Origin of the sequence: Cohnella thermotolerans DSM 17683 (assembly GCF_000429825.1) — a bacterium.
GTDB classification, from domain to species: Bacteria; Bacillota; Bacilli; order Paenibacillales; family Paenibacillaceae; genus Cohnella; species Cohnella thermotolerans.
In genome coordinates this window covers 24,961-44,077 of record NZ_KE386955.1, presented here as the reverse complement: position 1 = coordinate 44,077, position 19,117 = coordinate 24,961, and the positions used below count along the sequence as shown (strand labels likewise).

Here is a 19,117-nt window from a genome sequence, read left to right as displayed (position 1 = left end):
CTCCTGGTACTTTAAATTATTAAAGCGTTAATGTATTATTAAATTGATGCAATGAAGTGTGCACGAATGCCATATGGAGAGGAGAACATCGAATGAACCCGAACGCAAACGTACATGCGAAAGTCAAACCCCGCGATGCGCTGGGCCGCATGACGCCGTATTCGCCGGGCAAGCCGATCTGGGAGGTGCAGCGCGAATACGGGCTGGACCGCGTCGCCAAGCTCGCCTCCAACGAGAATCCGCTCGGACCTTCGCCCAAAGCGCTGGAGGCGATCCGGCGGATGCTGCCGGAGCTTCACCGCTACCCGGACGTCAGAGCGACGATTCTGGCCCGGACGCTGGCGGACCGGCTCGGCCTGTCGGAAGCGAACGTCGTCTTGTCGAACGGCGGAGACGAGATGATCACCTTGCTGTCGGAAGCGTATCTGGAGCCCGGAGACGAAGTCGTCGTCCCCGTTCCGACGTTCAGCGAATACGCCTTCGGCGCGCTTCTCATGAACGCCTCCGTCAAGAAGGTGCCTTTGGCGGAAGGATTCGCTTACGATGCGGACGCGTTGCTGGCCGCCGTGACGGACAAAACCAAAATCGTCTATATATGCACGCCGAACAATCCGACCGGGACGTATATGCCCGAGTCCGAAATGAGGCGGCTGCTGGACGGTCTTCCGGACCGCGTGCTTCTTGTCGTCGACTCCGCGTACGCCCATTTTGCGACAGCGCCGGATTATGCCGACGGGATGGCGTTCGTGCGGGAAGGCTATCCGGTGGCCGTGCTTCAAACCTTTTCGAAAATATACGGGCTGGCCGGCATTCGCGTCGGATACGCGGCGGCGCCGGAGCCGATCGTCCGATCGCTGCTGCAGGTGAAGGAGCCGTTCAACGTGAACGCTCTTGCCCAAGCGGCCGCAGCCGCCGCGCTGACGGACGACGAGCATTTGGAAGCGTCGAGGATCGCCAACGAACGGGCCAAAAGCAGGCTGTACGAAGGGCTTCGCGCCTTGTCGATTCCCTATACGAAGAGCGAAAGCAACTTCGTCCTGGCGGAATTGGGCGAGAAGGCGGATTCGATCTATCGGGAGCTGCTCGCCAGAGGCGTGATCGTCCGTTCGGGGCAAGGCTGGGAGCTGCCGAACCATGCGCGCATCTCGATCGGTACGGTAGAGGAGATCGAATGGCTGCTCCGGGAGCTCGGTTCGATCGTGCAATCTTCATAGGATCGTCGATTTCAGCAGCAAGCCGGGTATGCTAAAATGAAGAGGACAAGCAGCAAAAGAAGCGACATAGTCCGTGGGGGGAACCGGATGTTTCGAAACATAGGCGTGGTCGGAGCGGGAACGATGGGCCGCAGCATCGCCGAGATGCTCGCCGCCAAAGGGTTGGACGTCCATCTGACCGAGAAGACGTCCGAGAAGCTGAAGCTTGCGATGGAAGCGATAGAGACGAGCCTGGACCGGCAAATCGAGAAGTGGGCCATTACGCAAGCCGAGAAAAAGCTCATCATGAACCGCATACATACCGAGCCGTCGCTCGAGCTTCTCGCCGGGTGCGAGCTCGTCATCGAGACGATTAGCGAGGATCTGGAGAGCAAACAAGCGGTGTTCGCGCAATTGGACGCGATTTTGCCGGAGACGACGGTCATCGCCAGCAACACGTCCACGCTCAGCCTGACGGAATTGGCCGGCTCGACGCGGCACCCCCGGCGGATCATTGGGATGCACTTCGTTTATCCCGCCGTCCGGATCGACGTCGTGGAGATCATTCGCGGGCTGCAGACGTCCGACGAGACGTTCCGCGCGACGAAGGATTTCGTCGAGAACGTGCTTGACAAGAAAGGCGTCATGGTCTACGAGTCTCCGGGCTTCGTCACGACCCGGCTCATCTGCCTGCTCATTAACGAAGCGCTTCATTTGCTCGAAGAAGGGGTGGCTTCCGCCGAAGACATCGACGATTCGATGCGGGTCGGCTATTCGTTCCAGCACGGGCCGCTCGAGATGGCGGACCGGTTCGGCCTCGATTCGGTGCTGACCGCGCTCGACCGGATGTTCCGCGAATACGGAGAGCTTAAGTATAGGCCGTCCATCCTGCTTAAGAAGAAGGTCCGGGCCGGCCAGCTCGGCGTGAAGACGGGCGTCGGCTTTTTCACATACAACAAGGACGGTGACCGCCAGACATGAACGTATTGGTCATCAACTCGGGCAGTTCCTCGCTTAAATATCAGCTATACGACATGTCGAACGAGTCGGTGCTGGCGAGCGGGCGGGTCGAGCGCATCGGCATGGAATCGTCCATTCTGACCCACGAAGTCGAAGGGCAGGCGGAAGTTCGCGAAGTCAGCGAGATCCTGGAGCATACGATGGCGGTGCGCAAAGTGCTCGACATGCTCACGCACCGCAAATTCGGCGTGCTGCGCACCATCGAAGACATTCAGGCGGTCGGCCACCGGATCGTGCACGGAGGGGAGTCGTTCCGCGAATCGGTGCTGGTCGACGCCGATGTGAAGCTCGAAATCCGCAAGCTGTTCGATCTGGCTCCGCTTCACAACCCGGCCCACATGATGGGCATTGCGGCCGTCGAAGCGAACCTGCCGGACGTGCCCCAGGCCGTCGTGTTCGACACCGCCTTCCATCAGACGATGCCGCCGACCTCGTACTTGTACGCGATTCCGACCGTTCTGTACCGGAAGCACAAAATCCGGCGCTACGGCTTCCACGGCACGTCGCACGATTACGTGAGCAAACAGGCGGCCGCCTTTCTGGGCCGTCCGCTGGAGGAACTGAAGATCGTCAGCTGCCATATCGGCAACGGGGCGAGCTGCACGGCGATTCTGCATGGCAAATCGTACGACACGAGCATGGGCATGACACCGCTGGAAGGCTTGATGATGGGCACGCGCAGCGGCGATCTCGATCCGGCGATCGTTCCATATACGATCAACAAAGAAGATTTGACGCTGAACGAAGTGAACTCGATGCTGAACAAGCACAGCGGACTGGTCGCCATCTCCGGCGTCAGCAGCGACATGCGGGAAGTGGTTCAGGCGATGGAGGAAGGCAACGAATCGGCGCGGCTGGCATTCGAGATGTACGCGTACCGCATCCGCAAGTATATCGGCGCCTACGCGGCGGCGATGAACGGCATCGACGCGATTCTGTTCACGGCGGGCGTCGGCGAGAATTCGGACGTGCTGCGCAAGCGCGTCTGCGAAGGATTGACGTTCCTCGGCGTCGAATTGGACGAGAGCCGCAACGCCGTTCGCTCCAACGAGACGAGGCGGATTACGAAGGACGGCTCGAAGGTGGACGTTCTCGTCGTGCCGACGAACGAGGAGCTGTTGATCGCGCGGGATACCTACCGGCTCGTGCAAAATAAAGCGTTGTCCGACAAGGTCGGCCAAACGTGAGCGTGCGACCAAGATCACAAGGAGGATGGACATGGGTTCGAAAACGGACATCGCCGGCGTCGGCGCGCATGCCGGGCAAAGCGTGACGATCGGCTGCTGGCTGACGCGAAGGCGCTCGAGCGGCAAAATTCAGTTTCTGCAGCTGCGGGACGGCACCGGGTTTATCCAGGGGGTTCTGGTCAAGGGCGAAGCGCCGGAGGACGTCTGGGAAGCGGCCGGCAAGCTGACCCAGGAGAGCTCCCTGTACGTCACCGGCGTCGTCCGGGAAGAGCCGCGAAGCCCTTCCGGGTACGAAATCGCGGTGACCGGAATCGAGATCATCCAGATCGCGAAGGACTACCCGATCACGCCGAAGGAGCACGGCGTCGACTTCTTGATGGACCATCGCCACCTGTGGCTTCGCGCGCCGCGGCAGCGGGCGATTTTGCGAATTCGCGCGGAGATTATTTCCGCGATTCAGCGCTTCTTCGACGAGCGCGGCTTCACGCTGGTCGATCCGCCGATTTTGACGCCGTCCGCGGCCGAAGGCACGACCAACCTGTTCCATACGAAATATTTCGACGAAGACGCCTACCTGACGCAGAGCGGACAGCTGTACATGGAAGCGGCCGCGATGGCGCTCGGCAAAGTGTATTCGTTCGGCCCGACGTTCCGCGCGGAGAAGTCCAAGACGCGGCGGCACCTGATCGAGTTCTGGATGGTCGAGCCGGAGATGGCGTTCGTCGATCATGAGGAAAATTTGCGCGTGCAGGAGCAGTTCGTCTCCTACGTCGTCGGTCAGGTGCTGGAGCGCTGCCGTCCCGAGCTCGCGACGCTCGAGCGGGACGTCTCGGCGCTGGAGCGCGTCAAGCCGCCGTTCCCCCGGATCAGCTACGACGAAGCGATCGATCTGCTGAAGGAAGCGGGGATGGAGCTGCCCTGGGGCGAAGACTTCGGGGCGCCTCACGAGACGGCGATCGCGGAGAAGTTCGATCGTCCGGTGTTTATTACGCGCTACCCGACCGCGATCAAAGCCTTCTATATGAAGCCGGACCCGCAGCGGCCGGAAGTGGTGCTCTGTGCGGACCTGATCGCTCCGGAAGGCTACGGCGAGATCATCGGCGGCTCGCAGCGGATCGACGATCCGGAGCTGCTGGAAGCGCGCTTCGACGAGCATCGGCTTCCGCGGGAAGCTTACGAATGGTATTTGGATTTGCGCAAATACGGCTCGGTGCCGCATTCGGGCTTCGGCCTCGGACTGGAGCGCACTGTCGCATGGATTTGCGGATTGGATCACGTCCGGGAGACGATTCCGTTCCCGCGGATGTTGTATCGGCTGTATCCGTAAACGGGGTCGCCGTCCGGATCAGGAGGAGGAATGGGGATGTTCGATCGCAACGCCTTGGCGAGGGGATTGGCGGAAGCGTTCATGGATGGGGCGGTCAGCTTGCCATATGCTCTGCTTCGCAGCTATCGCGCGCTGAAGCTGACCGACACCGAGTGCATGCTCGTCATTCAGCTTCTGGCGTTCCGCCAGCTGGAGCAGAATGAATTTCCGACGATGGAGCAGCTTCAGGAACGGCTCGGATCGTCGCCCGCGATCGTCGGGCAGGCGATGCAGAAGCTCGTCAAGCACGGCTTCGTCGCCATCGACGAAGTCATCGATCCGGTGACGGGCGTACAGTCCGAACGATATAACCTGTCCGGCTTGTTTCAGAAGATCGCGGCGCTTCTGGCCGCGGAGGAACTGCCCATCCGCGGCGGCTCGGCGGCGGACGGTCCGGCGCAGCCCGGCGGCCCGGATCGGGCGCGGCCGGATCGTTCGGGCATCGCGGGTGTCGCGGGAGGCGCCGCCGCCTCGCAGCCGAACCTGTTCGCGGTGTTCGAACAGGAATTCGGCCGGCCGCTCACCCCGATGGAGTGCGAGACGATTGCGGGCTGGATCGACACCGACGGCTATCCGGAAGAGCTGATCCTGTTCGCGCTGAAGGAATCTGTGTTCGCGGGCAAGCTGCATTTTCGCTACATCGACCGCATTCTGCTGGAGTGGAGCCGCAACCGCGTGAACAGCGTCGAGGACGCGCGCGCGCACGCGCAGAAATTCCGCAGCGGCAGACAAGGATGAAGAAGCCTTCGCGGCCCCTTTTGAAGAGGGGCGTTGCGAAGGCTTTTTTCGTGCACCTTTATAGGTTTCACGCTTATTCGCTTCCGAATGGTTTTACGCAAAGCTTCTTCGCCGTTTGATGACGCCGAGGCGTTTTTGCTTGGGCCGGAGCCCAAGTCGGCTTTCGGGGAGCGACGCCTTCGCACCCGACGGTGGGCGTATGCATATGATGTGCTATGCTACTGGATGCCGAAGGGAGGGATGCGACATGCTTACCGGCGTGCAGGTCGTGCTCGCGGGAGGGGACGCGCGGCAGTTGGAGGTGATCCGCCGGTTGACCGAACAGGACGCTTCCATCACCATTTGCGGGTTCGACCGACTGGAGACGTCGTTCCCCGGGGTCGTTCGGGCGGAATGGCAGCCCAGCGTCTTGCGGCAGGCCGACGCCCTGGTTTTGCCTCCGGTTGGGACGGACGACGACGGCACGATATCCGCGATTTTTACAGAACGGGAGCTGAAGCTGACGGACGATTTTATGGACGCGTTGCCCAAATCCTGCAAAATTTATTGCGGTTTGGCCAAAACGTATTTGCGGAAACTGGCCGAGAAGCACCATATCAAATTGGTCGAATTGTTCGAGCGAGACGACGTGGCGATTTACAATTCCATTCCGACAGCGGAAGGCGCCGTCATGATGGCGATTCAGAATACCGACATTACGATTCACGGTTCCAACTGCATCGTTCTGGGGCTCGGCAGAACGGGTCTCACGCTGGCCCGCACGCTTCAAGGATTGGGGGCGAAGGTGAAGACGGGAGTGCGCGGCGAGGATTTGTTCGCCCGCGCGTATGAGATGGGTTTCGAGCCTTTCTACGTTCCTGATTTGGCGCGTCAGACGGGGAATATCGACTTGCTTTTTAATACAATTCCTAATATGATAATCACAGCACAAGTGATCGCTGGGCTCCCCCTGCGCGCGGTTATTATCGACCTGGCTTCGAAGCCGGGCGGCACCGACTTCCGCTTCGCCGAGAAGCGCGGAATCAAAGCGCTGCTCGCCCCGAGTTTGCCGGGTATCGTCGCTCCGAAGACGGCCGGTCGGATTATCGCTAACGGTCTTATCCAGATGCTTCTGGAAGATGACCGACAACGGGGGAATGCGACATGAATTGGCAAGGTATTACCGTCGGCTACGCGCTGTCCGGTTCTCATTGCACGCTGCCGGAAGTGATGCCGCAGATTAAGAGATTTACAGACGCCGGCGCCAACGTCATTCCGATTGTGAGCGGGTCGATCATGACGACCGATACCCGCTTCGGCACGTCCGAGCATTGGCAAACGCAGCTTCGCGACTTGACCGGCAACGCGCTGATCAGCTCGATCGTCGACGCCGAGCCGCTCGGTCCTTCCAAGAAGCTAGACGTGCTGGTCATCGCGCCGTGCACCGGGAATACGACGAGCAAGCTGGCGAACGCCATGACGGACAGTCCGGTTCTGATGGCGGCCAAAGCCCAGATGCGCAACGGACGTCCGCTCGTGCTGGCGATCTCGACGAACGACGGGCTCGGCCTGAACGCCGCCAACATCGCCAAGCTGCTTGTGGCGAAGAACATTTATTTCGTGCCTTTCGGCCAAGACAATCCCGAGGGGAAGCCGAATTCGCTCGTCGCCCGAATGGATTTGGTCATGGAGGCGTGCGAGGCCGCCCTGCAAGGCAAACAATTGCAGCCCATGCTCATTGAGCGTTATCTATACGCATGAGATATATTTTGCCGCTTCAAGAGGGGAGAAACATTCAATGTCTACGCAAACGTTGTTTAACGTCGCCGTCGTGGGAGCGACCGGCGCCGTTGGGGAACAGATTCTAAGACTGCTCGCAGAACGGAACTTCCCGATCGCTTCGCTCAAGCCGTTGTCTTCTCCGCGCTCCGCCGGCACGAAGATCGACTTCAAGGGCCAGACCCTGACGGTTGAAGCCGCGACGCCGGACAGCTTCAAAGGCGTCGACATCGCTCTGTTCAGCGCGGGCGGAGACGTGAGCAAGGCGCTCATCCCCGAAGCCGTCAAGCACGGCGCGGTGTGCATCGACAACACGAACGCTTACCGCATGGACCCGGAGACGCCCCTTGTCGTGCCCGAAGTGAATATCGATAAGGTGAACGAGCACAAGGGCATTATCGCCAACCCGAACTGCTCGACCATTCAAATGGTGGCGGCCTTGAAGCCGCTGTACGACCGTTACGGCATTTCCCGCATTATCGTATCGACTTATCAGGCCGTGTCGGGCGCCGGCGCCCGCGCGATCGAAGAGATGCTGCGCCAGTCCCGCGAAGTGCTCGCGGGCGGCGAAGTGAAGCCGGACATTCTTCCGGTGGCCTCGCTCCCCGTCAAGCATCAGATCGCCTTCAACGCGATCCCGCAGATCGACAAGTTCCAGGATAACGGCTTTACGCTGGAAGAGATGAAGATGATCCGCGAGACGAAGAAGATTATGGGCGACGATTCGATCGAAGTGACGGCTACTTGCGTCCGGATTCCGGTCGTGTACGGGCATTCGGAATCCGTATACGTGGAGTTGAAGAAGGACTTCGACGTCGAGGAAGTCAAGTCGTTGCTGAACGACTCGCCCGGCGTCGTGCTCGTGGACGATCCGGCGAATCAGCAATATCCGCTGGCGACCGACGCCGCAGGCAAGAACGAGGTGTTTGTCGGCCGCGTGAGACGCGACTTGTCCAATCCGCGGGCGCTCAACCTTTGGATCGTATCGGACAATTTGCTCAAAGGCGCCGCCTGGAACGCCGTGCAAATTGCCGAATATATCGCCGCTCAGCGGAAATGAATTTACAATCGGCACCAACGATCGGACTATTGACGTCTTAACAGACTCATCCACCCGAAATTCTAGGGGATGGAGGCAGGGTGCGAGATGATCACGGTGCAGAAATTCGGAGGGACGTCGCTGTCCGACGAGCAAGGTCGGCGGCACGTCCTCCGTCATATTTCGCGGGAACGCGCGGCTGGCAACGGAATCGTCGTCGTCGTCTCCGCGATGGGACGCCGGGGGGAACCTTACGCCACCGATACGCTGCTCGACTGGATCGGCGCCAACGGCAACGCCTTGGCGGATCGCGAGAGAGATTTGCTGCTTAGCTGCGGCGAATTGATCTCCGCCGCAACGCTGTGCAGCCTGCTGACCCGCGAAGGCATCCCGTGCGTCGCTTTGACCGGCGGGCAAGCGGGCATCATTACCGACGGGCGTTACGGCTTCGCCCGAATCGTGAAGGTCGATCCCGCGAAAATATTGGAATATCTTGCCGAAGACAGGGTCGTCGTCGTAGCCGGATTCCAAGGCATGACGGAAGACGGCGAGATTACGACGCTCGGCAGGGGCGGCAGCGACACGTCGGCCACCGCGCTGGGCGCCGCACTTCGCGCCTCGGTCGTCGATATTTACACCGACGTGGACGGCATTTTGACCGCCGATCCGCGTCTCGTGGACGACGCCAGGCCGCTCGCCTTCGTCAGCTACGAGGAGATTTGCAACATGGCCTACAACGGGGCGAAGGTCATCCATCCTCGGGCGGTCGAAATTGCGATGCGGGCGGGCGTTCCCGTGCGGGTCCGGTCCACGTTCTCGGACGGCGAAGGCACGCTCGTTACGCACGCGGACTTCGTCCGCGGGCAGAACGGATGGGCCGACCGGACCGTTACCGGGCTGGCTCACGTCCAAGGCGTCACCCAATTGGCGGTCGATACGCTGTATGGACCTTCGGACGTTCAGCTTCGCGTCTTCCGCTCCATGGCGAAGAACGCGATCAGCGTCGATTTTATCAACGTCACGCCGGCGGGCGTGCTTTTTACCGTTAGCGACGCGGATGCGCCGCTGGCCGTCCGTCTGCTCAGAGAGATGGGCTTTGAGACGCGCGTCCAGTCGGGCTGCGCCAAAGTGTCGGTGATCGGTGGCGGCATGAACGGCGAGCCGGGGGTCATGGCCCGGATCGTGGAAGCGCTGACGGCCAAGAACATTCCTATTTTGCAATCGGCAGACTCCAACACGACGATCTGGGTGTTGGTGGCTGAAGACGATATGGTGTCTGCCTTGCAGGTGCTTCACACCGCTTTCGGACTGCATCTCGTGCCGTAAGGGCGGATGCCGTCGTTGCATTCGCGGCCTTGCGGGCCGGGGCGGACGCTTCGCACAACTCGGAGGAGGAAAGGATTATGAGCTTTGGTCGATTGATTACGGCGATGGTAACGCCCTTCAACGAGAAATTGGAGATCGATTGGGAGGTTACGGGCCGGCTCGTCGATTATTTGATCGAGGAACAAAAATCGGACAGCCTCGTCGTCAGCGGCACGACCGGGGAGTCGCCCACGCTGACCGACAGCGAGAAGGAGGAACTGTTCCGCTTCACCGTTCAGCGCGCGGCCGGACGCTGCAAAATTATCGCCGGTACGGGCAGCAACGACACCGCCCATTCGATTCATCTGACCCGCATCGCCGAGCAGGCGGGCGTCGACGGCGTTCTTCTTGTGGCTCCGTATTACAACAAGCCGAGCCAGGAAGGCTTGTACCGTCACTTCAAGGCGATTGCCGAATCGACCCGTCTGCCCGTGATGCTGTACAACGTTCCGGGACGGACAGGCGTCAACATCTCCGCAGAGACGACGCTTCGGCTTGCGCAATTGCCGAACGTCGCCGCGACGAAGGAATGCGCGTCTCTCGACCAGATGACGGAAATTATCAAGGACGCGCCGGAAGGCTTCCGCGTCTATAGCGGGGACGACTCTGTGACGCTTCCCGCGCTGTCCGTAGGCGCCTACGGCATCGTGAGCGTAGCCAGCCACATCATCGGCGCCGACATGAAGGAATTGATCGCGGCTTATACGGAAGGACGCGTGGAGGAGGCGGCGCGGATCAACAGCCGCTGTTATCCGATTTTCAAAGGATTGTTCCATTGTCCTCATCCCGTACCGAATCCGGTAGCGGTGAAATATGCGCTAACGCACAAAGGTTTACCCGTCGGAGGCGTCCGGTTGCCGCTTGTTGAAGCGACCGAGGACGAAGCGGCGTTCATTCGCAAATTGCTAGTCTAGAGGCGCTTTCATCGGGACATACGGACGATCAAACCGATGCCTGCGGAGGCATCGGTTTTATTCGTTATGGGAACATTAACCGCGACGGCAGCTAGAGCGGCACAGCATCATATCCGGTTGAATTCCCGCTTTTGCTTCATGTATAATGTACCTGAGTGATAGGGTGCGGCCAAATTTTGCAACTTGACAATTCCATAGGAGCGGGATCGTCGAATCCATGTAGGAGGTACTAGACTTGTCAAAGAAGAACAACCAAGACAAATTAATTATTTTCGCACTAGGTGGCGTCGGCGAGATCGGCAAGAACATGTACGTCGTTCAGTACGGGAGCGACATCGTCGTTGTCGATTCGGGCTTGAAATTTCCGGAAGAAGAAATGCTTGGCATCGATGTCGTCATTCCGGATATAACGTATCTGCTCGACAATCGCGACAAAGTACGCGCCATTCTGGTAACCCACGGTCACGAAGACCATATAGGCGGGTTGCCTTACGTCCTGAAGCAACTGAACGTTCCCGTCTACGCAACGAGGCTTACGCTTGGCCTGATCGAGAACAAGCTGAAGGAAGCGGGTCTGCTCGGCGATACGAAGCGTATTCTGATCAACGCCGAATCTGAAGTTCAGCTCGGATCGATCAAGGCAAGCTTTTTCAAGACGAACCACAGCATTCCGGATTCGGTGGGCATCTGTCTGGAGACACCGGAAGGCGCCGTCGTTCACACGGGCGACTTCAAATTCGACCATACGCCGGTTAACAACCAGTTCGCGGACTTGCAGCGGATTGCGGAGATCGGCAAACGCGGCGTGCTTGTGCTTCTGTCCGACAGCACCAACGCGGAACGCCCGGGATTTACGCCTTCGGAGAGCAATATCGGCAAAGAACTGATCGATATTTTCCGCAATGCGAAGCAGCGGGTCGTCATCGCGACGTTCGCTTCCAACGTTCACCGGATCCAACAAATTATCGATGCGGCGATGGAGACGCGGCGCAAGCTGACTGTCATCGGCCGAAGCATGGTCAACATCGTCAGCATCGCTTCGGAGCTCGGCTATTTGCATATACCCGAAGGAATGCTGATTGAACCAGAAGAAGTGAACAAACTACCGGCGGACCGTGTCGTTATTCTGTCTACCGGAAGCCAGGGCGAGCCGATGTCGGCACTCACCCGCATGGCGCGTTCGACCCACCGCAAGGTCGACATTCTTCCGGGCGACACCGTCGTCATCTCGGCGACGCCGATTCCGGGCAACGAGCGCTATGTCGGCCGGACAGTGGACGAGTTGATGCGGCTCGGCGCCAACGTCATTTACGGGCCGGGGTCCGTAACGGGCGTGCACGTATCCGGACACGGAAGCCAGGAAGAGCTCAAGCTGATGCTCAACTTGATCCGTCCGAAATATTTCATTCCGGTTCACGGCGAATACCGGATGCTGCGGCATCATGCGATGCTGGCGGAATCGGTCGGCATCGACCAGGAGAACATTTTCCTGCTTGACAACGGCGACACGGTCGAATTCCAGAACGGGACCGCACGCAAGGCAGGCAAGCTCCCGGCGGGCAACGTGCTGATCGACGGCCTAGGCGTCGGAGACGTCGGCAACATCGTCCTTCGAGACCGGAAGCTGCTGTCCCAAGACGGCATTCTCGTCGTCGTCGTCACGCTGAGCAAACAGGACGGCGCGATCATGTCCGGACCGGACATCATATCGCGAGGATTCGTGTATGTTCGTGAATCGGAAGGGTTGCTGGAAGAGGCGAACCGGATCGTATCCGGCACGCTGCAGAAGCTCATGAGCGAGAACGTCAACGAATGGGCGTCGCTGAAAACGAACGTCAAGGACGCACTCGGCCGTTTCTTGTACGAACAAACGAGAAGAAGACCGATGATCCTGCCGATCATTATGGAAGTATAGAGCGCGATATCAGCAACACCCCACACTCGAGCCGCGAACGGCCGCCTTTCTTCGAACGGAAGAGGGCGGCCGTTTTCAATTTCCTCGTCCTAGGCACAACGCTTGCGGGCCGCCTCTTTCCGGGGAACGGCCGCATATTTGCCGGGAGGGCGCCCATACTATGTCAATCCCCGCTCGGAATCGAAGCGGAAGGGAGGAGACTTGCCCATGAGCGAGAGGACCGTCCCGGTATTCACGTCGGAGCAGCCGGCGCCCGGAGAGGAGCCGCGCAAGGAAGCGACCACGGAGAGCATCGTGCAGCTTGGCCAGACTGGCCCTGTTCTGCCAGCGGAGTCGAACATTTTCTGCCTGACGATTATCGGCCAAGTGGAAGGACATCTGATGCTTCCGCCGCAGAACAAAACGACAAAGTACGAGCATGTCATTCCCCAACTGGTCGCCGCCGAACAAAATCCGAAAATCGAAGGATTGCTGATCGTGCTGAATACAGTCGGCGGCGATGTGGAGGCGGGACTTGCGATCGCCGAAATGATCGCTTCCCTGTCGAAGCCGAAAGTAGGCGTCGTCCTCGGGGGAGGGCATTCGATCGGGGTTCCGATCGCGGTGTCCGCGGACTACACGTTTATAGCCGAGACCGCCACGATGACGATTCACCCGATTCGCCTGAACGGGCTGATCATCGGGGTGCCGCAAACGTTCGAATATCTGGAGAAAATGCAGGAAAGAGTCGTCCGCTTCGTCACCAGCCATTCGAATATCAGCGAAGAAACGTTCAAGGACCTGATGTTCCGCACGGGCGAGCTGACCCGTGACATCGGTACAACCGTTATCGGCCATGAGGCCGTCCGCCATGGGCTTATTCATGCTACGGGCGGCATCGGGGACGCCTTGGCGGAGCTGAATCGGCGAATCGGCGAGCGCAAAGCCGGAGCGAAGGAAGGATCGGTGAAACAGTCTTGACGACGCTGTATACGACGATGCCGCTGGAGCTTGTGCTGGACGGCATGCAGAGCGATCCCGCTCCGATGATCGAGGTGAGCCGGGGCGAACTGACGATGCTTCTCGCGCCCGTCGCTCCCGGCGTCGGCCGGCTCGTTCGATTGCTGTCGGCTCCGCTCGATTATTATCTGCGCGCCGAATTTTCGCCGGGAAGCCTCGTTTATTATGGGACTCCGGGCACGGAGGAGAAGCGAACGTTCGGCGGGGATCAGCCGCCGACGATCATGTAAACCCCGGTCGACTATGGTATAATGTTGAACCGGGAGGTGGCAAACTTGGCCAAACGCAAACGCAAGAAGGCCTCGTTGGGTGCTAACTTGAAATACGAAATCTACGGCATCCTGCTGATCACGCTCTCGGTCATCGCCTTGTACGGAGAGGCGGCGGGCGGACGTTCGCTGTCCAAGCTGTTCGCCTATTTGCTGGGACAATTTTATTTCTTGCTGGCACTGGCCGGCATATGGCTCGGACTGTACGTCATGATCAAGCGATCCTGGCCCCGCGGCTGGACGGCCCGAAGAAGCGGCTTCGTTCTTCTGAGCTGCGGGCTTGCGCTGATGAGCGCCATGAGCTTCGTGGACAGCCGTCTAATGCCGCTTGGAGCGGTTACGCCTGCCAGCATTTTCTCGCAGACGCTCGACCAACTCTATGAGCAAATCTGGGGTGGACCGATCGAACCGGACGTGCGGATTTGGGAAAAGGATATCGGCGGCGGTCTGATCGGGGCGCTCCAGTATTCGATTCTGTTCTGGCTGTTCGGCAATGACGGCTCCAAGTTTGTGCTCCTTATCGAATTCGCCATCGCCATCATGCTCATCACGAACCGTTCGTATGTCGATATGATTCGGGCGGTTCGCGCCTTGTTCAAGCGAGTGGCGCCCGTATTCGTCGCCCGGCTGTCTTCGGGCCGCAAGCCGCTCGCCGCCAAAGCCGTGCCGGTGCGGACGGCGAGCAAGAAGAAGCCGGCGCCCGTACTTGCCGCGGCGGAAGACGACGATCTGGATGACGGGCTTCCGATGGCAAGAGGCGACAAGAAGAAGCCGATCTTCTTCCAATTGTTCCATGGCAAGCCGGAGCAAGCGGCGAACGCGTCGGACTCTTCGGCCTGGGACGACGATCCGCTTGACGGCCCGATCCTGTATCCGTCTTTGGAAGGTCCGAAGGTTCATTTCAAAAGCTCGGACAAATCCCCCGGGGAAGCCGGTCCGATCAGCAAGCTGTTTGGCAAGGGAGAGCGGGAGACGCCTCCGGCCGCTTCGCCCTCACCCGCTGCGGCACCCGAGCCCGCGTTGGAGGAGGCGGACAGCCCATGGCAGGAAAGCGATACCGATAGCCTTGCCGGCGCCCCGTACGCGGGCGGCTCAGACGGATACGAAGAGGCGCCGTACGACGATATGGCGGATTGGGAACCGGACGACGAGTCGCCGGAGGCGTTAACCGAGGCTGCGGAAGGCAATGCTCCATCGGAAGCCGATAGCCCGACCGAAGGCGAAGCGGGACCCGCCCGTCCGCCGAAACCCGTACATAAACCGAAGCGTCCTTATCGGACGCCGCCGATGCATTTGCTCAGCAAACCGCAAGGCTCGGGCAGGGGCGGTTCCGCCGCCGACAATCGCGAGACCGCCCGCAAGCTTGAGGCGACGCTGGAAAGCTTCGGCGTCCGCGCGAAAGTGCTGGACGTGGCGAGAGGTCCGGCCGTGACCCGTTACGAGCTTCAGCCGGACGTCGGGGTGAAGGTCAGCCGAATCGTCAGCTTGACCGACGATATCGCACTGGCGCTTGCGGCCAAAGACATCCGGATGGAGGCGCCCATTCCGGGCAAGTCCGCGATCGGCATCGAGGTGCCGAACTCCGAGGTAAGCATCGTTACGCTGCGCGAAGTGCTCGAGACGCAGGCGTTCCACGACGCGCAATCGAAGCTGTCGATCGCGTTCGGCCGGGACATCTCCGGACAACCGATCGTCGGCAACCTCGCCCGCATGCCCCACCTTCTCGTCGCCGGGGCAACCGGTTCGGGGAAGTCCGTATGCATCAACGGCATCATTACGAGCATTCTTTACAAGGCAAAGCCGGACGAAGTGAAGTTTCTCATGATCGATCCGAAGATGGTCGAGCTCAACGTTTACAACGGAATCCCGCACCTGTTGGCCCCCGTCGTGACCGATCCGCGGCGCGCCGCGCTGGCGCTCAAGAAGATCGTCGTGGAGATGGAGAAGCGTTACGAGAAATTTTCCAAGTCGGGCACCCGCAACATCGAAGGCTACAATACCTTGATGCTCAGCGGGGACAATCCGGATGCCGTGCTGCCTTATTACGTCGTCATCGTGGACGAACTCGCAGATTTGATGATGGTCGCGGCGGGAGACGTCGAAGACTCGATCATGCGCCTCGCGCAGATGGCGCGGGCCGCCGGCATCCATCTGATCATCGCCACGCAGCGGCCGTCGGTGGATGTCATCACCGGCGTCATCAAAGCGAATATCCCGAGCCGGATCGCCTTCGGAGTCTCCTCGCAGGTCGATTCGCGCACGATCCTCGACATGGTCGGGGCGGAGAAGCTGCTCGGACGCGGCGATATGCTGTTCCTGCCGATGGGCGCGTCCAAGCCGATCCGCGTGCAGGGGGCGTTCCTGTCGGACAACGAGGTCGAGGCCGTCGTCTCCTTCGTTCGGGGACAAGCGGAAGCGGTGTACAACGAAGAGTTGGTGCCCGAAGTCGGCGAAGAGTCGGAAGGAGAGAGCGACGAAGTTCTCGACGAGCTGTTCGATCAGGCCGTCGGCATCGTGCTGGAGGCGAAGCAAGCATCCGTCTCGCTGCTTCAGCGGCGCATGCGTATCGGATATACGCGAGCGGCCAGACTCATCGATTCGATGGAAGCGAGAGGGATCGTCGGCCCATACGAAGGAAGCAAACCAAGAGAAGTGCTGCTTACGCTGGAGCAATACCAGTCGAGCCAACGGATTTCCTCATGACCGCCAGGTTTTGGCGGTCTTTCTTTTTGCCGGGGGCGTCTGCAGCATATGACTCTTTTTACGAATGATAGCATCCCATTATCCCACCGAGTCAGGGTGTGGTGGGTATTGGGCGGCGGCGTCCCATTATCCCTCCGAGTCAGGATGATGGACTGTTTGTACGAAACCTGTCGCATGCATGAAAAGGGGCGTTAAGAATTGCAGAAGATGAGAGGTCAACATGCTTTAGAGGAAAGGGTTACGGGGTGTCGAGGAAGAACTGATCGGAACTGAAGCAAAGGGATAATGGGATGCCCCTTGGAAAACAGCAATGGGGGTTAACCATTGTGGATGACAAACATGGGTGACAAGCACATGTTACAAACATGGGTAACAAGCATGTCAAGCATGGTACGCATAAGTCTGGAAGTCCTTTCTCATACTAATGTCCATGAATGCGGCTTTTTGCAAAGCCATTAATTGATTGGGAAAGGCGTGACTCGCTCGTGAGATACCGACTGGTAATCCTTTCGATGTGTCTTGTGTTGGGGCTTCTTGGGCTATCTACGCTCGAACGGTCGAAAGACGCGAAGACGACGTTCAGCAACGCGACGATCAAGATGGGTACATCGGGCAAAGACGTCTACGAGCTGCAAGGACGTCTAAAGGCGCTGGGATACTACAGCGGAAAGGTGGACGGCCAGTTCGGCTCGTCAACCCTTAACGCGGTCAAATGGTTCCAATGGAAGTTCGGCATGGTCGCGGACGGTGTTGTCGGCGCCAAAACGAAGCTGATGCTGTGGAAGGCGACGAAGGATTGGAGGCCGACGGCCGAGGATTTGCCGCAGTCTGCGACCGGCGGCGGGGGAGGCGGGGCGACAGGTTCGAACAACAATCTGCCCGCGTCGAACCATGCCGGCGTATCCGCGAACGATATGAAGCTGATGGCTAACGCCGTCTACGGTGAATCCCGGGGCGAGCCTTACGAAGGGCAAGTGGCGGTCGCAGCGGTTATTTTGAACCGGGTAAAGGACCCTCAATTCCCGAACACGGTGTCCGGCGTTATTTTTCAACCGGGCGCGTTTACAGCGGTTGCCGACGGACAAATTTATTTGACTCCGAACGAAACGGCGTTTAAAGCGGTCAAGGACGCCTTGAGCGGATGGGACCCGACGGACGGCTGCCTCTATTACTTCAATCCGGAGACCGCCACGTCCAAATGGATTTGGTCCCGTCCGCAGTACAAGACGATCGGCAAGCATATTTTCTGCCGGTAACGATCCGCGCAAAAAAAAATCGCCGAAACGTTGCGAATGCATTTGCTTCGGGATTGGCCATCGGTTAGAATGGGGCTGAATTGGAAATAGACTCAAAGGGGTTTGATGCCTTGACAGCCGAACTATTCGAGCGCGGCTCCGTCGGACGGATGCGGCTGCACGTCCTTCCGACGAAGCGTTTCAAAACTTTCTCCCTGTCGTTGTTCGTCGGCATTCCGTTAAACGAAGCTTGGGTGACGCCGGTAGCGCTCACCCCTTTCGTGCTGCGTCGGGGCACCGCCGCCTATCCGGAGACGATCTCGTTCCGGGAGCGCCTGGACGATCTCTACGGGGCCGGCTTCGGGTTCGATTTATACAAAAGAGGCGATTACCAGATCGTCCAGTTCCGGCTCGACATCATTAACGACCGGTTCGTCTCCTCCCAGGAATCGTTGCTCAAGGAAGCGATCTCTTTCTTGGGCGAGGTATTGACTGCGCCGGCGCTGGAGGACGGACAGTTCCGATCCCGTTATGTGGAAACGGAAAAGACGACCGTGGCCAAGCGAATCGACGCCATCATCAACGACAAGATCCGGTACGCCGGTGAACGGTGCATCGAGGAGATGTGCAAGGACGAACCGTATCGGCTTCTTGCGCTCGGCCGCAAGGACGATCTGTCCGGCATCGACGCGGATTCCTTGTACCGGCGTTACAGCGAATGGCTCGGCAGCGCCGTCCTCGATCTTTATGTCTCGGGCGACACTTCCCTCGGAGAAGTGCAGTCGTTCGCCGAGAAGGCGTTCAAGCTTCCGTCCGGCAGCCCGCAGCGCTATTCGGCTCCCGTGCTGAGGGCGCCGCGAGCGGAGCCGCAGACGATCGTCGAACGTTTGGACGTCGGCCAGGGGAAGCTGAACCTCGGATTGCGAACGTCGACGAGCTACGGCGATCCCGATTATGCCGCGCTTCTCGTCTATAACGGGGTGCTGGGCGCGTTTCCCCATTCCAAGCTGTTCGTGAATGTCCGGGAAAAGGCGAGCCTCGCCTACTACGCCGCTTCCCGGCTGGACGGCCACAAAGGCTTGCTGACGATTCAGTCCGGCATTGAGATCGAAAATTACGAGCGGGCGCTCGGCATTATCCGGGAGCAGCTGGCCGCCATGAAGGAGGGCCAGTTCGCCGCAGACGATATCGCCCGCACCAAAGCGATGCTGGAGAACCAGCTGCGCGAAATTCAGGATTCGGCGTACGAACGCATCTCGTTCGACTTCAACAGCGTGCTGTCCGGCACGGAGCGGACGGCCGGGAGCCTTCAGGCCGAAGTCGACGCCGTGACGCCGGAGGCAATCGTGGAAGCGGCTCAGGGCGTCGTCCTGGATACGATTTATTTCCTACGGGATCGGAAGGGGGACAACTGAG

The 19,117-nt window shown here is 59.5% G+C and carries 16 protein-coding genes; all 16 read left to right on the top strand.

Annotated features, from left to right (window positions below):
* Positions 1 to 92: 92 nt before the first annotated feature.
* The 16 genes from hisC (at position 93) to yfmF (ending at position 19,116) form a co-directional block, all read left to right on the top strand.
* Entirely contained in the window at positions 93 to 1,214 is a 1,122-nt protein-coding gene (hisC, locus tag G485_RS0117765) for a histidinol-phosphate transaminase (protein WP_027093601.1), read from the top strand.
* Between the two features lie 87 nt (positions 1,215 to 1,301).
* Positions 1,302 to 2,174, top strand: a complete 873-nt coding sequence (locus G485_RS0117760; RefSeq protein ID WP_027093600.1) for a 3-hydroxyacyl-CoA dehydrogenase family protein — start codon at positions 1,302 to 1,304, stop codon at positions 2,172 to 2,174.
* Entirely contained in the window at positions 2,171 to 3,400 is a 1,230-nt protein-coding gene (locus G485_RS0117755) for an acetate kinase (protein ID WP_027093599.1), read from the top strand. The genes G485_RS0117760 and G485_RS0117755 overlap by 4 nt, the downstream gene beginning before the upstream one ends.
* A 31-nt stretch (positions 3,401 to 3,431) precedes the next feature.
* Positions 3,432 to 4,727: an asparagine--tRNA ligase gene (asnS, locus tag G485_RS0117750; protein ID WP_027093598.1), complete on the top strand. Its 1,296-nt coding sequence runs from the start codon at positions 3,432 to 3,434 to the stop codon at positions 4,725 to 4,727.
* Positions 4,728 to 4,763: 36 nt separating this feature from the next.
* Positions 4,764 to 5,504: a DnaD domain-containing protein gene (locus tag G485_RS0117745; RefSeq protein WP_051318389.1), complete on the top strand. Its 741-nt coding sequence runs from the start codon at positions 4,764 to 4,766 to the stop codon at positions 5,502 to 5,504.
* Between the two features lie 247 nt (positions 5,505 to 5,751).
* Positions 5,752 to 6,651 carry a dipicolinate synthase subunit DpsA gene (dpsA, locus tag G485_RS0117740; RefSeq protein ID WP_027093596.1) on the top strand — a complete coding sequence of 300 codons (900 nt, stop codon included), beginning with the start codon at positions 5,752 to 5,754 and terminating at the stop codon, positions 6,649 to 6,651.
* Positions 6,648 to 7,244, top strand: coding sequence for a dipicolinate synthase subunit B (locus tag G485_RS0117735; RefSeq protein ID WP_027093595.1), 597 nt, complete (start codon positions 6,648 to 6,650; stop codon positions 7,242 to 7,244). Before dpsA ends, G485_RS0117735 begins: the two co-directional genes overlap by 4 nt.
* Positions 7,245 to 7,281: 37 nt before the next feature.
* Positions 7,282 to 8,322 (top strand): aspartate-semialdehyde dehydrogenase, encoded by a 1,041-nt coding sequence (locus G485_RS0117730; protein WP_027093594.1) that lies wholly within the window; start codon positions 7,282 to 7,284, stop codon positions 8,320 to 8,322.
* A gap of 87 nt (positions 8,323 to 8,409) precedes the next feature.
* Positions 8,410 to 9,627 (top strand): aspartate kinase, encoded by a 1,218-nt coding sequence (gene dapG / locus G485_RS0117725; protein ID WP_027093593.1) that lies wholly within the window; start codon positions 8,410 to 8,412, stop codon positions 9,625 to 9,627.
* A gap of 77 nt (positions 9,628 to 9,704) precedes the next feature.
* Positions 9,705 to 10,580 (top strand): 4-hydroxy-tetrahydrodipicolinate synthase, encoded by an 876-nt coding sequence (gene dapA / locus G485_RS0117720; RefSeq protein ID WP_027093592.1) that lies wholly within the window; start codon positions 9,705 to 9,707, stop codon positions 10,578 to 10,580.
* A gap of 235 nt (positions 10,581 to 10,815) precedes the next feature.
* The gene (locus G485_RS0117715; RefSeq protein ID WP_027093591.1) at positions 10,816 to 12,495 is read left to right on the top strand and encodes a ribonuclease J; all 1,680 of its coding nucleotides are present in this window, start codon (positions 10,816 to 10,818) and stop codon (positions 12,493 to 12,495) included.
* Positions 12,496 to 12,702: 207 nt separating this feature from the next.
* The gene (locus G485_RS0117710; protein WP_035157155.1) at positions 12,703 to 13,455 is read left to right on the top strand and encodes a ClpP family protease; all 753 of its coding nucleotides are present in this window, start codon (positions 12,703 to 12,705) and stop codon (positions 13,453 to 13,455) included.
* Positions 13,452 to 13,724 carry a YlzJ-like family protein gene (locus G485_RS27260; protein ID WP_240489201.1) on the top strand — a complete coding sequence of 91 codons (273 nt, stop codon included), beginning with the start codon at positions 13,452 to 13,454 and terminating at the stop codon, positions 13,722 to 13,724. The genes G485_RS0117710 and G485_RS27260 overlap by 4 nt, the downstream gene beginning before the upstream one ends.
* A 21-nt stretch (positions 13,725 to 13,745) precedes the next feature.
* Positions 13,746 to 16,466, top strand: a complete 2,721-nt coding sequence (locus G485_RS0117700; protein WP_051318388.1) for a DNA translocase FtsK — start codon at positions 13,746 to 13,748, stop codon at positions 16,464 to 16,466.
* Positions 16,467 to 16,951: 485 nt separating this feature from the next.
* A complete protein-coding gene (gene sleB, locus G485_RS0117695) occupies positions 16,952 to 17,722 on the top strand; it encodes a spore cortex-lytic enzyme (protein ID WP_027093588.1) in 771 nt (256 codons plus the stop codon).
* 149 nt (positions 17,723 to 17,871) lie between these two features.
* Entirely contained in the window at positions 17,872 to 19,116 is a 1,245-nt protein-coding gene (gene yfmF, locus G485_RS0117690) for an EF-P 5-aminopentanol modification-associated protein YfmF (protein WP_051318404.1), read from the top strand.
* Position 19,117: the final 1 nt, after the last annotated feature.

Excerpts from the sequence above, each read along its gene's own strand:
- dapG (WP_027093593.1), top strand. The coding sequence starts at position 8,410 with ATGATCACGGTGCAGAAATTCGGAGGGACGTCGCTGTCCGACGAGCAA.
- G485_RS0117735 (WP_027093595.1), top strand. The coding sequence starts at position 6,648 with ATGAATTGGCAAGGTATTACCGTCGGCTACGCGCTGTCCGGTTCTCAT.
- G485_RS0117745 (WP_051318389.1), top strand. The coding sequence starts at position 4,764 with ATGTTCGATCGCAACGCCTTGGCGAGGGGATTGGCGGAAGCGTTCATG.
- G485_RS0117755 (WP_027093599.1), top strand. The coding sequence starts at position 2,171 with ATGAACGTATTGGTCATCAACTCGGGCAGTTCCTCGCTTAAATATCAG.
- G485_RS0117730 (WP_027093594.1), top strand. The coding sequence starts at position 7,282 with ATGTCTACGCAAACGTTGTTTAACGTCGCCGTCGTGGGAGCGACCGGC.
- G485_RS0117760 (WP_027093600.1), top strand. The coding sequence starts at position 1,302 with ATGTTTCGAAACATAGGCGTGGTCGGAGCGGGAACGATGGGCCGCAGC.
- asnS (WP_027093598.1), top strand. The coding sequence starts at position 3,432 with ATGGGTTCGAAAACGGACATCGCCGGCGTCGGCGCGCATGCCGGGCAA.
- yfmF (WP_051318404.1), top strand. The coding sequence starts at position 17,872 with ATGCGGCTGCACGTCCTTCCGACGAAGCGTTTCAAAACTTTCTCCCTG.
- dapA (WP_027093592.1), top strand. The coding sequence starts at position 9,705 with ATGAGCTTTGGTCGATTGATTACGGCGATGGTAACGCCCTTCAACGAG.
- dpsA (WP_027093596.1), top strand. The coding sequence starts at position 5,752 with ATGCTTACCGGCGTGCAGGTCGTGCTCGCGGGAGGGGACGCGCGGCAG.
- hisC (WP_027093601.1), top strand. The coding sequence starts at position 93 with ATGAACCCGAACGCAAACGTACATGCGAAAGTCAAACCCCGCGATGCG.
- G485_RS0117700 (WP_051318388.1), top strand. The coding sequence starts at position 13,746 with ATGTTGAACCGGGAGGTGGCAAACTTGGCCAAACGCAAACGCAAGAAG.
- G485_RS0117710 (WP_035157155.1), top strand. The coding sequence starts at position 12,703 with ATGAGCGAGAGGACCGTCCCGGTATTCACGTCGGAGCAGCCGGCGCCC.